Source organism: Kitasatospora sp. NPDC051164, from assembly GCF_044455625.1.
Lineage (GTDB): Bacteria > Actinomycetota > Actinomycetes > Streptomycetales > Streptomycetaceae > Kitasatospora.
Genome location: NZ_JBITFB010000057.1, coordinates 1 through 15,018 on the forward strand (window position 1 = coordinate 1; position 15,018 = coordinate 15,018).

Sequence of the window (15,018 nt, forward strand, 5' to 3'; positions counted from 1 at the left end):
GTACGAGGAGAGCGCCACCGGCATCCCGCACCGCTCCCGCTACCGCGTGCGTGCCACCCCCTGCGACGGAGGGCTGATCGTCTCCTGGGACCGGCCAAAGGCCCAGTGCCTGCCGGTCGCGGCCATGCGATTGTTCTTGATCCGTCGGTGGCTGACGCGACGGCTCTTGCCGGACTCCCGTGTCACCGGGGCGCTTCCGGCGTAGCCTTCAGATCCCGTGCGGTGTCGAACCGGGTTCGGTCGTCGCCGATCTCGGTGAGTATCCGGGCGCCGGTGAGCACGGCGAGACCCGGGAAGCTCGTGATGATCTCCGCGTCGGGATGCTGCAGGAAGAGCTCCTCCGTGGCGCTGGCCAGGTCGTCGCAGGCCTGGCAGGCCGCTTCGAGCTGGGCGAGCAGGGCGAGCGTCTGGCGTCCCAACGCCGCCTCCACCAGCGCCGGCTGGCGGAGCCAGGTCCGGCGGAACACCTCCAGCAGGCGGTCGGTCTCGGCCTCGATCCGGCGCTGGCGGCCGGCCTGGATGACAGCGGCCTTGAGCTTGCTGCGGGTGAGCCTGGAGACCTCGGCCTGCGTGGGCGCGATCGCCAGGATCGCGCGGGCCTCACGTGCCAGCAGCCGCTCGCGCTTGTCCGCGAACGCTTCGAGGATCGCCGGGTAGTACTCGCGCAGGTGCGAGCGCAGGCGGTTGTGGGCCCGGGTGCGTTCCCAGACCGCGTCCTGCTGGGCTCTGGCGAGGACAACGATCGCCTTGACCAGGTCGGAGTCGCCCGGCAACGGGCGGTGGGCTCTGCGTCGGTCCGCAGGATGTTCGCCAGGACGACGGCGTCCTGGTGGTCGGACTTCTTGCGGGAGGCGGCGTGTCGGTCACGGTAGCGGGCCACGGCCATCGGATTGATCGCGAAGACCCGGCCCCCGGAGGCCCGCAGGCAAGCCATCAGGAGCCCGCGGGAAGTCTCGATCGCGATCGGGATCGGATCGTCGGGAGTGTCGCCGTGCTCGGCGAGCAGACGCAGCAGGTCCTGGAAGCCCGCCGCGTCGTCACTGATCCTGAGCTTGCCGAGCAGACGGGCGTCGGAGTCGACTACCGCCACGTCATGATGGTCTTCGGCCCAGTCGATTCCGCAGGTCACGTGCATGCGTGCCTCTTTTCCATAGTTCGCTGTCCGTCGGGGTCGAGCCGCGACAGGACCACTCGGCGACCTAATAGAAGCGCTCGCCGGCGCACCACCCCATCAGCCGTCCGTGGCCCCAGCTGTTCTCAGGGTCCTCGCTCTCGCGAAGAGCTCCGCGGTTCCGGCGGATCAAGAGGTGGCCCTGGGAACGGCTCGAACCACGGCACGCTACGGCGGCTCAGTCCCAAGTGGCAGGGGCCGCGCACGCGTCGCTCTTGTCGAAGCGCTCGAAGCGCGGCATACAGCCAGACGTCTCGCTCGGCCCCTGCCAGAGCTGATCCAACTCCCAGCTCTCGACGCCTATCAGGCATACGCCTCTCGGAAGAACCGTGCCTACCTGCGCCGCCGCGGGATCCGCCGCACCATCCCGGACAAGGCCGATCAGGCGCGAAATCGCCGGAAGCTCGGCTCTCGTGGCGGTCGGCCGCCGCGCTTCGACCGGGCCGACTACCGCGAGCGCCATGCGGTCGAATGCGGCATCAATCGCCTCAAGAGACATCGCGCTGTCGCCTCGCGGTACGACAAGCTCGCTGTCCGCTACGAGGCCACTGTCCTCGTAGCGGCGATCAACGAGCGGTTGTGACTGGCACTGTCAGGAAGTCGGCGCAGGGCACGTGGAGTCTGGATGGCTCAGGGGTTGACGGCGTGTTCGGTGAACTGGCCACAGGGGCGGAACCCCAGACGGCGGTAGACGGGCTCACCGTCTGCTGATGCCTGCAAGACTGCGATGCGATGGTCGCGGTCGCGGGCCGTGTGGAGTGCCGCGAGGGTGATGGCACCGCCGTAGCCGCGTCGGCGGTGGGCGGCCAAGGTGGAGATGTTGTAGACGCCGGCGACTCCTGCGTGGTGAAACACCTCGGCGGAGCAGACCGGACGGTTCTCCACGTAGCCGACCAGATACCGGGCCGGGCACTGCGCGGCCAGTGCCTGCGGGGCAGTCTGGGCGAAGAAGCGGCGGACAGTGTCAGCGGGCGGGTCCCAGTTCGCGGCGAGAACCATGGCGTAGTCCGCCAGTTGTTCAGGCGTGGTGGCCTGCTGGATGTCTAGTCCGGGGGCATCCGGTGGGGGCAGGGTGTCGTTCAACTCGGCCCACATCGCCGTCTCATGTTCGGACGCCGAAAGACCGGCCGACGTCAGGCGGGTGGTGAGGTCCGCTGGTGTCGATGAGGGCCCCACCCACCACGAGAAGCGACGGCCGGTGCGGGCCAGCGTCCCAGCGGTCTCGGTGATACGCGCCGTAGCGTCGTCGGCGGTGAAGCGGGCTGCGGCAACGATGTTGAAAGTGTCGTCGTCCAGGCCGCTGTCCGCGATCAGGAGGTCACCAGCCTCTTTGACGGTCGCGCCGGTCATGTTCCGGTGCAGATGACAAGCATGTTCCGCCAGGTTCTGCTCCATCCTGTCCGTCAAATCGGCTTCATCACGATGATCGTTCATAGCGATTGATCCCAGCACGACTGGGTGCAGGTTGCATGCGTTTTTTGGTTGTCCGCCGATAGTGTCGCGCTGGCGACCATCACTTTCGATACACGGTCTAGATCGTGGACGACTGTGGCGAGACTTCGGCGACCGCGTGTCCGTCCCTCCGCTCCCTTACCAGCGCCTTCGACGACTGTGACAGACGGAGCGGCTCACTAGTGTTGAAGGCGGGGGTGTGCGGTGGGAACGACTTGGTTGCGACCAAGATTCTTTGCCGGTTCACCCCTCTCCCCGGACTGAAGGGTGAAGGTGCACGCTCGTCTAAGGAGCCCCTATGTCCGACCAGTCACCCTCCTCAGATATCCCAGCCCCTGGGCCTCAGGTGATCCGGTGCACGAATGACGTCCGCGAACTGCAAGCACAGGGAGTGTTCACCGAGATCGAAGTGGAGGGGACCATCCGGATAGCGAACGACCTCCTTCAGTGGAACGGCGACCGCGCGGGCGCGACTGTCTCGGAGGGCTACGGATTCTCTCTGGAAATAGGTAACGGCCACGCTCCGCCCGCCATCGCAGCCGCACTGCGCGCTCAGCGCTACGCCCTGTGGCGCCATGGACCATCACCAGGCTTCTGGCAGCAAGTTGAAGGCGACCCTTTCGACGAATTCAATCGGTTCTGGGCCGCGGCCGCCGCAGCGGGATGGCCGGGCCCCCGGGTTCAAGAGTTCCTCCGGGATTGCGCAGCCAGTCCTCGAGCCGACGTGGCCAGTGCAGCTGTATCGTCCTTGCAGGGCAAGTACCAGACCTATACGCCCTTGTAGGCGACATGGTCACAGCGGCCGGCCGCGTCCTGGCGGACCCATCCACGCGCTGGGAGGACTGCGGCATCCGGACGACGGACGGTCCAGCAGCGCTCATGGACTCGGTGAACAACCGTGCCGACCCGGGTGTCGAGTTCCCGGGAGGCGACCTGCCCGATCAGGCCACCGTTGCCTTGCCCGCTGCAGCTGCAGGGTCCGGTGCCGCCCGTCCCGAGCTCGAGGAGAACGCTTGGGTCGGTCTGGTCCGGCTCCTTCCTGCTGAGCCGCACGTACTGCCTGCCATTGTCCCGCCGCGCCGCGCCGCCCGTGGGTTCTACCGCACGCCCCGTCCTGGGGTCAGTGGAATGCCGATTGCGCTGTCACCGGGGTGCAGAGTCCGGCGTCCTGAATCCAGGACACCCATGCGCAGGGGCATGGGTTCTCACGGCGTCGGGGAGTGGGGGGTGGTGCTCGTGCCGGAGGAGGACGGACCAGCCGGCGCGGGGCCGGTGGTGCCGGTGGCGCTGGCGCGGCAGCGGGCGGTGGAGCGGCTGCTGGTCCTGGACGCGCGGGGTGAGCTTGCGTCCGGCCATGTGCGGCTGGTCGCGGACGCGGTGGGGGTGTCGCTGCGTACGGTGTGGCGCTGGCTGGCCGCGGCCCGTGCCGAGGAAAGGACCGGCGTACGGCAGCGGGAGCGTTTCACGGTAACCCCGCAGCTGCATGCCCGGCTGGTTCTGTGGTGCGGGAACGCGGCCGCGGTGCACCGTGAACTGCTTGCCGAGGCCCGAGCCATGGCCGAAGCCGACGACACCGACGACGTGGGCGAGCAGGACGACGAGGGTGCAGCTTCTCCGGTGGCGGTGCCGTCGTTGGCGACGCTGCACCGGGCGATCCGCCGGGACCTCAACCGCGGCCAGCGCGCGGCCCTGACCGGTGGGGAGCGGGCCCGGCGCGGCCACGACGCTGGTGGTGGCGAACCCGTCGCCGTCGACGGCGTACCCGCCGCTGAGCGCGGTCTCGTGCTTGGCGCAGCCGGCCACCGCGGCCTGTTCGCCGCGGCCCGCCACCACGACCTGCGCACTGCGCTGCACCACTTGGAGTGCGGGGCCGTGGACGGCTCACCAGACGCCGGCGCCGACCGCCGTCAGTCCTCCGGTGACGATCAGTGCGGCCGTCCGCCCGCCGATCCCTCCGCCGAGCTTCGCCGGGACCCCCGATCCCATCCCCGCCGCCTCCCACCCGCGCCCGTCCGCAAGCCCCCTGCGGTGTCGGAACTGTAGCGCCGGGGCGACGCCGGGCACAGGGTCCGCGCACGCGGTCGCAGAAGCCGGACGCGCGGCCCGGGGCCGTGACCCAGGGCCGCCGCGCGTCCGTCTCCCGACCGGTACCGCTCAGCCGTTGCGGCTTCCCCGGGTGTTGGCCCCGCTCCTTGGCCCGGACCTGACCGTGGAGGAAGCCCCGGGTTCCCCACATCGCCACATCGTGGGGCAGGAATGTGCACCTGGCCCCCGCGGAGGGTGGGGGTAGCCACCCCTCGCGGCCGGGGGTGGGCCGGGTGTCCTGCGCGGCGCGGGACGCCTAGCTTCGTGGGTATGACGATGCAGACGCACGGACCCGCTCGATCGGTGACGGCAACTCTGTTGGCAGCGGCGGCAGTCGGCGCACTGGCCGGTGCCGCTCCGGCCCCCGCGAACCGGGGATTCCGAGGTGAGGTCGTCTCGGTGGTTCCGGTCTCCGACCTGGGCACGGCTCAGACGGCGGCGTTCCTCGCCGGGATGGGTGTCGACGCCGCAGGCGTGAAGTACGGCGTCCGGGGCTACCGGATCACCTACCGGACCATCACCCCGCAGGGCGGGCCCACCACAGCGACCGGGCTGCTGGTGCTGCCGCAGGACGGCCGGCACGGCAGGCTGGACCTGGTGTCGGACACCCACGGCACTATGGTCAACCGGGCCGACGCGCCCTCGGCGGGACAGGGCTTCGGCCGGCTCTCGCCGTACCTCCAGGCCTCCGCAGGACGGGCCGTGGCCGCCCCCGACTACCTGGGCCTCGGCGAAGGGCCGGGCCGCCACCCGTACATGGACACCGAGTCCGCGGTGTCCGCCTCCCTCGACATGCTGCGGGCCGCCCGCACAGCGGCGCGCGGCCTCGGCCGCCCGCTCACCGGCGACGTGTACGCCACCGGCTTCTCCCAGGGCGGCCAGGTCGCCGCAGCGCTGGCGAAGGAACTGGACCGGGGCGCCGACCACAACTTCCGCCTCAAGGCGCTGGCTCCGGTGTCGGGCCCGTACGACGTCGAGCACGCCGAGATGCCCGGGCTGCTCGACGGCAGCGTCAACCCGGTCAGCGGTGTCTTCTACCTGTCGTACTGGCTCACGGCGCAGAACCGCCTGCACCCGATCTACAAGGACCCGGCCGAGGTGTTCAAGCAGCCCTACGCCGGGGTCGTGGAGGGGCTGTTCGACGGGGAGCACCAGGAGGAGGAGATCGTCTCCGCCCTCGCGCCCGACGTGCGGTCGCTGGTCACCCCCGAGTTCTACGATCGGCTGGGCCACCCGGACGGCGGCCTGCTGGACGCGATCCGTCTCGCCGACGGCACCTGCGACTGGCATCCCCGGGTGCCGGTCCGGCTGTACACGGCATCCGGCGACACGGACGTGCCGATGGCCAACTCCCTTTCGTGTGCCGGGGAGTTCGCCGCCAAGGGGGTTCAGGTGCCGGTGGTCGACCAGGGCGCGGTGGACCACTTCGGGGCGTTCAGGAAGTCCGGCCCGCAGGTTGTCCGGCTCTTCGACGAGGTCGCGCACGGCAGCCGCTGACCGCACCGGCACTGAAGCGGGTGCCGGAGACGCTGCGCCGCTGTGGTCGGCGGCACTTACGACTCGGTCCGCGATGGCCGCTCCCGCCGCTCCCGCCACAAGGCCGACTCACTCTGCCCACAGGCCCGCACGAACGCCTCGACCGCCGGCCAGGTGGGCAGCTCCACCCCGCCGGCCGCCTCCGAGACCGCCACAGAACGATGAATCCGCCGGCTCATGGTGGCGAAGGTGGAGGGCCCGGCCGACTGTCGTAACTCGCCCAACTGGGCGGCGAACCCGGCCACCGGCCCGGCGGACAAGTCCAACGCACGTTGTTCGCGGCCCACTTCTGTTCCTCTCCCTGCTCAGAGCCACAAGATTGTTTGTCCGTACTCCGACGCACCGAGTGCCTGCCGCGGCGGCGTTCTCCGGGATTGATTGTCCGGACCCGAACGGTGCTGACCTGCGGCGAAGAAGTCCTCCACTGTGGGAGGCGCGCAGCCGGGCCGGGTGCCCGCTGCGGCCATCACCCACCGGAAGGTCAAGGAACACGCCGATGCGACGAACACTCACCGCCCTGTCCACCGCCCTGCTCGCCCTGGCCGGGGCCCTCGCCCTGCCGGCCACCGCACAGGCCGACCCGATGAACCCGCAGCCCTACGCCTACGGCACCCTCGTGGCGCTAGCCCGCCCGGCCAGCGGCGGCCCCAACGGCACCTACTACTGCATGGACGAGTACCGGCAGATCAATGGCGACGGCCGCCCGGTCCTGCTGCGCCCGTGCGACGGTTCCTGGAACCAGTTCTGGTTCGTCTCCCCGGACGGCCTGATCCACAGCACCAACGACGGCCGGTGTCTGTGGGGCCACTTCCCGGACGGCCCGTCCGACAGCCCGGGCGCCCAGGCGGTGGGCTGCAACGCGAATGACGCGAACCAGCGCTGGACGTTCAACACCGACCGCAGCGTGTGCAACGCCGGCGGCGCCTGCCTGACCTACGTCGGCAGCCCCGGCCCGCGCTCCTCCTACGGCCTGTGGACCCTGGGCCGCAACGCGAGCGCGGGCATCACCCAGGAATTCGACTGGCACCACTCCGACAGCGACCGCCCGGTCTTCCCCAACATCTAAACGACGCACGGGCGCGTCGCGACCGCGGGGCCGGGGCGCCCGCAGCAGGGCGCCCCGGCCTTCGGCGACGCCCGCGCAGGCCGACTGCCGAGGGAAGCCGAGGCCGCCGGCCCGCGTCCCAGGAACGACCGCGAGCTGCTGCCCGTCCTGCATGGAGACGCCGGCCGACGTCGCGCCGGTGGACGGCCGGCGTCAGCAGCCCGGCCGCAGTGAGCGGATCGACCGGGCCCCCCGACGCGGGCGAGTTGGCTCGAGCAGAATCGGCACCGCACGTCAGGGCGAGCCGGAGGGACCAGGAACCGAAGCGTCCCGCCGCGGGTACCACCAGGTGGTGGCCACTCGCAACGGGGCGCGTCAGCTGGCGCGGGCTCCTCGCTCTCAGCTCGTCAGGTCGCCGCCCCAGTCCTGGGTCTGCCAGTTCCCACCGCCGAGCGCGGGGTTCCAGAACCAGTGGTGGAGGTGGCCGTCCGAGCCGCGGCCGAAGAAGTCCTGCCGGCTGCCGGTGGTCATGACCGCCTCGGACCCGATGTGCGAGTCCACCGGGAGGTTGACCACGGCCGAGGGCGCGGACGAACCGCCGCTGTCGGAAGCGACGGCGGTGACAGGGTGGTCGCCGCCCGGCACGAGGGTGGTGTCCCAGGAGTAGGCGAATCGCGGCCGTCGACGTGCCGATGACGTTGCCGTCCACGCTGTAGGTCACCGAGGTCGCACTCCCGCCTGCCACCGACGCGGTCAGCGGGACCGGCCCGGACTGAGGCCCGCCCGGGACGTTCACCACGACACCACTGGATAACCTCGGCAGCCCTGCGATGAGCGTTCCGGGGTGGATCAGAGCCAGGGGATCTGCTCGGCGGAGTAGCGGTACGCCCGGAAGACGGCGTTCTGCGCGCCGCGGGAGGACTCCAGGCCGACGCCCCGGCCGAAGGCCCCGAACTCGGGGACGACGAACTCCCACACCACGTCGCCGTCCGGGGTGACCTCGAAGAGCCGGCCGAAGGAGCCCTCGGCGATGAAGGTGTTGCCGTTGGGCAGCCGCTGGGCGCTGGACATGTAGGGGCTGTAGAAGTTCTGCGGCGGGTTGTCCTCGTAGGTCCAGACCGTCCGGCCGTCCGCCGGATCGATCTCGACCACGCGCGAGTACGGCACCGAGGTGGTGTCCCGGTAGGTGCCGTTGTCGAAGACCAGGATGTTCCCGTCGGCGAGCTCGTGCGGGTAGTGCTGCTGGGCGAGCACGTCCGGGCCGATCCGCCAGCGCACCGAGCCGTCCGTACGGTCGACCGCCACCGTGGTGGAGGCGCTGCGGAAGCCCACCACGATCCCACCGTCCCGGAGTTCGTTGACGGTGTTGGCCATCGGCCAGTGCTCGCGCGCGAAGTGCGGGTTGAGCGTGGTCAGTTCGGGGTTGAGGTGGTCGATCGCGGCCCAGCGCCAGACCACGTCGCCGTCCCAGGTCAGCTCGTACACGACGTCGCCGTGGATGACGCCGCCGGGCGCCTCGGAGCCGGGGATGCCGCCGCGGATCCGGGCGGCGTCGGCGGCGCCGAGCGGTTCGACGCCGAGTGGGGCAACCGCCGGGGGGCAGCGTGGGGGACGCTTGGAACAGAGCCGAGTTGGTTGCTCCTTCGCGGCCTGGACGATCAGCGTCCTGGGGTTGTCGTGACCCGGGCCCGGGTGCCCGGCCCGGTTGCGCGGGAGAAACACGAGTCGGCCGCCGAGGTCGATCCGTCGGTGCGTCAGCGGGAGCAGTACTTCGGGGTCGGTGAACCGCGGGCGCCCGGTGGGGCGCACGTCTGACGTCATGCGGCGTCCGGAAGGCGTCATGTGCCGGACACCTCTTTGTTACTTCCGTCGACTTTCGGATGTCTCATCTACGCGCGGATACTCGGGTCTACACGCGGATACCGCCGCCCGTTCGCCCCCAACTCCATTAGGAGGAACGGCATATGATCGCCGTACGTAACACGCGCAGCAGGGTTGCCCTCGCGGCCTCGGCCCTCCTCGCGGCCACCATGACCGGGCTCGCAGGCCCGGCCGCCCCCGCTGCGGCGGCCACGGCCCCCGCTGCGGCGGCCACGCCCCACCGGATCCTGTTCGACAACAGCAAGGGGGAGACGGCCGGCAACGCCGACTGGATCATCTCCACCAGCCAGCCGGACCCGCTCGCCGAGAACGCCAACCCCACCACCGAGACGTCCTGGACCGGCGCCATATCCGCCTGGGGCGTGGCCCTGCAGAAGACCGGCCAGTACAGCCTCAAGACCCTCCCCTCGGGGTCGACGATCACGTACGGCACCGGCGGCGCGCTCGACCTGGCCAACTTCGACGAGTTCGTGCTGCCCGAGCCGAACATCCGGCTCAGCGACGCCGAGAAGACCGCCGTGATGAAGTTCGTGCAGAACGGCGGCGGCCTGTTCCTGATCTCGGATCACACCCAGAGCGACCGCAACAACGACGGCTGGGACTCCCCGGCGATCATCAACGACCTGATGACCAGCAACAGCGTCAACAGCGCCGACCCGTTCGGCTTCTCCGTCGACCTGCTGAACATCGCCAACGAGAACCCGCGCGCCATCACCGACTCCGCCGACCCGGTGCTCAACGGCCCCTTCGGCACGGTCACCGGCTCCATCATCCGCAACGGCACCACCTTCACCCTGAAGCCCGCCGACAACCCGGCGGTCAAGGGCCTGGTGTACCGCACCGGGTACAGCGGCAACACCGGCGCGTCCTTCGCCACCTCGGCCTTCGGCAGCGGCCGGGTCGCAGTCTGGGGCGACAGCTCGCCGATCGACGACGGCACCGGCCAGCCCGGCAACACCCTCTTCAACGGCTGGGACGACCCGGCCGGCACCGACGCCGCGCTCGCCCTCAACGCCTCCGCCTGGCTCGCGGGTACCAGCGGCTCGTCCACCGGCACCGTCACCCTGACCAACCCGGGCTCCCGCACCGCCACCGTCGGCACCGCCACCAGCCTGCAGCTCTCCGCCACCGACACCACCGGCGGCACCCTCTCCTACAGTGCCACCGGCCTGCCCGCCGGCCTGAGCCTCGACACCTCCACCGGCCTGATCAGCGGCACCCCGACCACCACCGGCACCTACTCGGTCACCGCCGAGGCCACCGACTCCACCGGCCCGTCCTCCTCCGCCACCTTCACCTGGACGGTCAGCTCCTCCGGCGGCGGCTGCACTCCGGCCCAGCTGATCGCCAACGGCGGCTTCGAGACCGGCTCCACCTCGTCCTGGACCGAGACCAACAGCGGCGGCTCCTCCACCATCAACAGCAGCTCCAGCGAGCCCGCGCACTCCGGCACCTACGACGCTTGGCTGGACGGCTACGGCACCACCAACACCGACACCCTCGCCCAGACGGTGACCCTGCCGACCGGCTGCACCAACTACACCTTCAGCTTCTGGCTGCACATCGACAGCGCGGCCTCGACGACCACCGCCTACGACAAGCTGACCGTGACCGCCAACGGCACCACCCTGGCCACCTACTCCAACGTCAACGCGGCCGCCGGCTACCAGCAGCGCACCTTCAACCTCTCCGCCTACGCCGGTCAGAGCGTCACCCTCAAGTTCACCGGCGCCGAGGACTCCACCAAGCAGACCTCGTTCGTCCTCGACGACGTCGCCCTCAACGTCTCCTGACCAACCGTCGCTGCCGGTCGCCCTACCCTCCCGGGGCAGGCAACCGGCGGCGACCGGTCGCGTGACGGCGTCCGTGCCCGACCGGCGCGCCGCCGGGCGTCGGCGGCGTCGCCTCCGACGGCACCCCGGTCGACCTCGTGACCGGGAACGAAGTCGTCTTCCACACCGACGGGTTGGTGGAGACCCGGGACCACGACATCGACGTGCGGCCGGCGGCCCTCACCGATCTCCTGGGCGAACTCCTCGGCGCCCTGCATCAGCGGGGCGGCAACGACGACATCGCACTGCTCGTCGCCCGGGTCCGGCCGCTGCCGCAGACGGCCGGGGCCACGGGCCGGTGATCCGGCACATGGAGGGGTGGAGCCCGCCGGTCCTCCGCCCCCTGGCACGCCGCCTCTGCCGCGCGGCACCGTAACCGGGTCAGAGGCCGTCGATCATGCCGCCGTCGATGACGAAGTCCGCGCCGGTGACGTTGCCGGAGAGGGGGCTGGCGAGGAACAGCACGAGGTCGGCGACTTCGGTCGGCCTGGTGAAGCGGCCCGTCGCGGCCTGGGCCCCCGCGTTCCTGGCGACTTCGTCCGGATCGACGCCGAGGCGGTGGCCGACGGTCGCGCCCATGCCTCCGGCGCCCTTCCACAGCGCGGTCTCGACCGGTCCGGGGCTCACGCAGTTGACGCGGACGCCCTGCGGCCCGACCTGCTTGGACAGCGCCTTGCAGAAGTTGGTGAGGGCGCCCTTCGCGGCGCCGTAGTCGAGGACCAGCGGGTCGGGCAGCCGCGCGTTGAGGGAGGAGACGGTGACGATCCTGCCGTCGCCGGTGGCGGTCAGGTGCGGCAGCGCGGCACGGGTGGCTCGTACCGCCGCCATGAGGTTGACGGTGAGAGTCCAGTCCCAGTCCGCGTCGGTGATGGCGGAGAAGCCGTCGAGTCGGGGCCGGACCGCGCCGACGTTGTTCACCAGGACGTCGAGGCCCCCGTGCGCGGCGACCGCGGCGGCGACCAGTTCGGCGGGGCCCTCGGGCGTGGCGAGGTCGACCTCCACGAGGGTGAGCTCGGCCCCCTGCCGGATCAGCTCGTCCAGCGCGTCGGTGCGTCCGCGGCTCCCGGCGACCACCCGGGCACCGGCGGCGAGGAATCCTTCGGTGACGGCGAGTCCGATGCCGCGGCCGGCGCCGGTGACCACGACGCTCTGCCCGGTGAGTCCCAGGTCGAAGCGGGGCGCGCTCACCGCGTGCCCGCCAGGCTCCGCGGCCGGGGCCGCCCCAGGACGGCGACGACGGCACCGGAACGCCGGCATCGCCGGATGACGGGGTGTGGGTCGTCCATGACGGGGCCTTCCAACGAGGGGGAAGCTCCCAGCATCCGCCGGTCGGCCGACCGTTCGGCGCCCTCGAAGCGGGAACACACCCTAGCCAGGGGCTGATTCGCCTGTCCGGTCCAAGCGAACCCGGCTTCGCCTACGGACTGGCCGCGGCCGACGCGGGGATCCGCTCGGGGTGGCGCAGCGCGTCCTGCTGTTCGCCGCGGAGACGCTCTCGACCGTCACCGATCCCGCCGACCGCGGCACCGGGGTGGTCTTCGCCGACGGCGCGGGCGCGGTGGTGCTGCGAGCCGGCAGCCCGGACGGGTCCGGCGCGACCGGCACTCCTGGGCCCGCCTGGAACGCCACCTCTGCCCCCGCGGCCCCCTGCTCGTCCCCGACCTGCCCTTCGCACGTCCCCCGGGGCGGGCCGCCCCCGCCTGGGCTGGGACGACCTGACCGACGCCGCGCTCCGGACGGTGGATCAGCTCGGTGTCGAGCGCTTCGCCGTGCTCGCGGTCTCCTCCGGCTACCCGATCGGCTACCGCCTCGCCCAGCGCCACCCCGCCCGGGTCAGCCGTCTCATGCTCTTCGACGTGGCCTTCGTCGTCATGGACCACGCCGACCACCCTGCTGCACATGGAGCGCGACGCGGACTTCGCCGACCTCGTCGGCCGTTTCCTGCGCGCGGAAGCCCTCGACACCGTGCCCGGCTGCAAGGTCCACGCCATACCCTGACGCCGTCACCCCAGCGCGGCCGCCTTGCGCAGCAGCACGGACCGCTCGCGGGTGTTGCAGCACAGCCGGGCGGCGAGTTCCAGCTCGGCCCGGGCCTCGGTGGTGCGGCCGAGGCGGGTCAGTAGTTCGCCGCGTACGGTCGGGAGCAGGTGCGACCCCGACAGGCGGCCGGAGACGGCCAGTTCGTCGACCGTGCGCAGCGCCTGCTCCGGTCCGCTCGCCATCGCGACGGCCACGGCCCGGTTGAGTTCGACGACGGGTGAAGGGGCCACGCGGCCGAGCGCCTCGTAGAGGAGCACGATGCGCTCCCAGTCGGTCTCCCGCACCGAGGGCGCCGTCGCGTGGCAGGCGGCGATCGAGGCCTGCAGACCGTACGGTCCGAGGCCCCGCCCGAGGGTCGAGGCCCGGCCGAGCGCGGCCAGGCCCCGGCGGATCGCGGAGCGGTCCCACCGGCGGCGGTCCTGGTCCTCCAGGAGCACCGCCTCTCCGTCGGGCCCGGTGCGGGCCGGGAAGCGCGCGGCGGTGAGTTCGAACAGCGCGAGCTGGCCGTACACCTCCGGCTCGGCGGGCAGCAGGGCGGCCAGCGTCCGGGCCAGCCGCACGGCCTCGTACGCGAGGTCCACGCGCAGCAGGTCGTCGCCGGCCGTCGCCGTCGAGCCCTCCGTGAAGATGACGTACAGGACGCTCAGGACGGCGCCGAGCCGCTCGCGCCGTTCCTCGGGCGGCGGCAGCTCGAACGGGACGTGCGCCGCGGCGATCGTCTTCTTCGCCCGGGTGATCCGGGCCTGGACGGTCGGTACGGGTACGAGGAAGGCGCGGGCGACCTCCTCGCTGGACAGCCCGGCCACCACGCGCAGCGTGAGGGCCACCCGGGCCTCGGGCGAGAGTACCGGGTGGCAGGCGGTGAACATGAGCGCGAGGACGTCGTCGTCGACCCGGTCGGGGTCCCACGGCAGGTCGTCGGTCCGCTCGGGCGCGGCCGGCGAGCCCGAGCTGAGTTCGCCGTCGGCCAGCGGGCCGGCGAGCACGGCGTACCGCTCGTCGAGCGCCGACTTGCGGCGGAAGGCGTCGATGGCCCGCCGCCGGGCGGTCGCCAGCAGCCAGCCCACCGGACTGGCCGGCGCCCCGTCACGCGACCAGGCGACGAGCGCCTCCGCGAGCGCCTCCTGCGCGACGTCCTCGGCGAGCGCGAAGTCCCCCGTGTAGCGGGCCAGCGCACCGACGATCCGCGCGGACTCGATGCGCCAGACGGCCTCGACGGCCCGCCGCGCCGATTCGGCGACCGGCGGGCCGTCGGCGGCCTCGGGCGTCACAGCTGGCCGGTCCGCTCGCGCCACGCCCGCTCCTTGACGATCCACTCGTTGTCCTGCGGGAACTCCTCGATGCCGGGCACGCGCCGGACCTCGCACTTCGAGCCGGCCACGGCCGGGAGCCGCTTGGCCCACTCGACCGCCTCCTCCTTGGAGGCGACGTCGATCAGGTAGAAGCCGCCGAACAGCTCTTTCGTCTCACCGTACGGGCCGTCGGTGACCACCGGGGTCTCCCCGTCGAAGTCGACCACCACGCCCTGGGACGGGTCGTCCAGGCCCTCGGCGGCGACGAGCACGCCCGCCCGGATCAGCTCCTCGTTGAAGCGGCCCACCGTTTCGAGCATCTCCTCGAAGGGCGTCTCCATCATCTTGGCGACGGACTCGTCCGTGCCCCGCATGATCAGCATGTACTTCGCCATGGCCGTTCTCCTCGCTCGGGGAAGGTCGTCTGTCGACCCTCTCACTCCCAGGTCGAACGGCGCGACCGCGGATCGACACGGCCGACGGACCCGCACCGAATTTTTTTCGACGAACGCCTTCGCGGTGGTTTCCCGTTCGGCCGCGCCTGCGATCGGCGCTGGAGTCCGGCCGCCTCGGGGGCCGAGGTCTCTCCCGCGCCTGGGAGGAGCCTCACCTTTGATCTCCCAGGGTGCCCCGGCCTTCAGGCCGGGGAGGAATGGGGGTTTGGCTCGGGGCCGCGTAGCGGCG

At 71.5% G+C, this 15,018-nt stretch carries 12 protein-coding genes and 3 pseudogenes; 8 read left to right on the forward strand and 7 right to left on the reverse strand.

Annotation, left to right across the window (positions count from 1 at the left end; genetic code table 11):
• Positions 1-96: 96 nt before the first annotated feature.
• Positions 97-1,135: pseudogene (locus ACIBEC_RS44440) on the reverse strand (IS110 family transposase); the annotation flags it as partial.
• Between the two features lie 172 nt (positions 1,136-1,307).
• Between ACIBEC_RS44440 and ACIBEC_RS44445 the strand changes: the two are divergent.
• A complete protein-coding gene (locus ACIBEC_RS44445; protein ID WP_396290606.1) occupies positions 1,308-1,754 on the forward strand; it encodes a transposase in 447 nt (148 codons plus the stop codon).
• 47 nt (positions 1,755-1,801) lie between these two features.
• On the opposite strand, the gene ACIBEC_RS44450 is transcribed toward ACIBEC_RS44445, so the two are convergent.
• Positions 1,802-2,566: a GNAT family N-acetyltransferase gene (locus ACIBEC_RS44450; RefSeq protein ID WP_360508665.1), complete on the reverse strand. Its 765-nt coding sequence runs from the start codon at positions 2,564-2,566 to the stop codon at positions 1,802-1,804.
• A gap of 448 nt (positions 2,567-3,014) precedes the next feature.
• On the opposite strand from ACIBEC_RS44450, the gene ACIBEC_RS44455 reads away from it, so the two are divergent.
• The 4 genes from ACIBEC_RS44455 (at position 3,015) to ACIBEC_RS44470 (ending at position 7,310) form a co-directional block, all read left to right on the forward strand.
• The gene (locus ACIBEC_RS44455) at positions 3,015-3,407 is read left to right on the forward strand and encodes a hypothetical protein (RefSeq protein ID WP_360508662.1); all 393 of its coding nucleotides are present in this window, start codon (positions 3,015-3,017) and stop codon (positions 3,405-3,407) included.
• Positions 3,408-3,850: 443 nt separating this feature from the next.
• The gene (locus ACIBEC_RS44460) at positions 3,851-4,666 is read left to right on the forward strand and encodes a hypothetical protein (RefSeq protein WP_360508659.1); all 816 of its coding nucleotides are present in this window, start codon (positions 3,851-3,853) and stop codon (positions 4,664-4,666) included.
• A gap of 312 nt (positions 4,667-4,978) precedes the next feature.
• Positions 4,979-6,205 (forward strand): alpha/beta hydrolase, encoded by a 1,227-nt coding sequence (locus ACIBEC_RS44465; protein WP_360508656.1) that lies wholly within the window; start codon positions 4,979-4,981, stop codon positions 6,203-6,205.
• Between the two features lie 535 nt (positions 6,206-6,740).
• A complete protein-coding gene (locus ACIBEC_RS44470) occupies positions 6,741-7,310 on the forward strand; it encodes a ricin-type beta-trefoil lectin domain protein (protein WP_360508653.1) in 570 nt (189 codons plus the stop codon).
• 378 nt (positions 7,311-7,688) lie between these two features.
• On the opposite strand, the gene ACIBEC_RS44475 is transcribed toward ACIBEC_RS44470, so the two are convergent.
• Positions 7,689-7,934: a hypothetical protein gene (locus tag ACIBEC_RS44475; RefSeq protein WP_360508650.1), complete on the reverse strand. Its 246-nt coding sequence runs from the start codon at positions 7,932-7,934 to the stop codon at positions 7,689-7,691.
• A 204-nt stretch (positions 7,935-8,138) separates the two neighbouring features.
• Complete coding sequence (locus ACIBEC_RS44480; RefSeq protein WP_360508647.1) at positions 8,139-9,110, reverse strand: aryl-sulfate sulfotransferase; 972 nt, start codon at positions 9,108-9,110, stop codon at positions 8,139-8,141.
• A 143-nt stretch (positions 9,111-9,253) separates the two neighbouring features.
• Here ACIBEC_RS44480 and ACIBEC_RS44485 point away from each other — a divergent pair, with 143 nt between their 5' ends.
• Together ACIBEC_RS44485 and ACIBEC_RS44490 are read left to right on the forward strand one after the other, a co-directional pair.
• Positions 9,254-10,963: a putative Ig domain-containing protein gene (locus tag ACIBEC_RS44485; protein WP_360508644.1), complete on the forward strand. Its 1,710-nt coding sequence runs from the start codon at positions 9,254-9,256 to the stop codon at positions 10,961-10,963.
• A gap of 89 nt (positions 10,964-11,052) precedes the next feature.
• Positions 11,053-11,304: pseudogene (locus tag ACIBEC_RS44490) on the forward strand (PAS sensor protein); the annotation flags it as partial.
• Positions 11,305-11,383: 79 nt separating this feature from the next.
• Here ACIBEC_RS44490 and ACIBEC_RS44495 read toward each other — a convergent pair.
• Positions 11,384-12,190, reverse strand: a complete 807-nt coding sequence (locus tag ACIBEC_RS44495; RefSeq protein ID WP_360508641.1) for an SDR family oxidoreductase — start codon at positions 12,188-12,190, stop codon at positions 11,384-11,386.
• A gap of 268 nt (positions 12,191-12,458) precedes the next feature.
• Between ACIBEC_RS44495 and ACIBEC_RS44500 the strand changes: the two are divergent.
• Positions 12,459-12,530 (forward strand): annotated as a pseudogene (locus ACIBEC_RS44500) (hypothetical protein); the annotation flags it as partial.
• A gap of 475 nt (positions 12,531-13,005) precedes the next feature.
• Here the strand turns inward: ACIBEC_RS44500 and ACIBEC_RS44505 are convergent.
• Together ACIBEC_RS44505 and ACIBEC_RS44510 are read right to left on the reverse strand one after the other, a co-directional pair.
• Positions 13,006-14,337 carry an RNA polymerase sigma factor gene (locus ACIBEC_RS44505; RefSeq protein ID WP_360508638.1) on the reverse strand — a complete coding sequence of 444 codons (1,332 nt, stop codon included), beginning with the start codon at positions 14,335-14,337 and terminating at the stop codon, positions 13,006-13,008.
• Positions 14,310-14,729: a YciI family protein gene (locus ACIBEC_RS44510; protein WP_189921563.1), complete on the reverse strand. Its 420-nt coding sequence runs from the start codon at positions 14,727-14,729 to the stop codon at positions 14,310-14,312. Before ACIBEC_RS44510 ends, ACIBEC_RS44505 begins: the two co-directional genes overlap by 28 nt.
• Between the last annotated feature and the right edge of the window lie 289 nt (positions 14,730-15,018).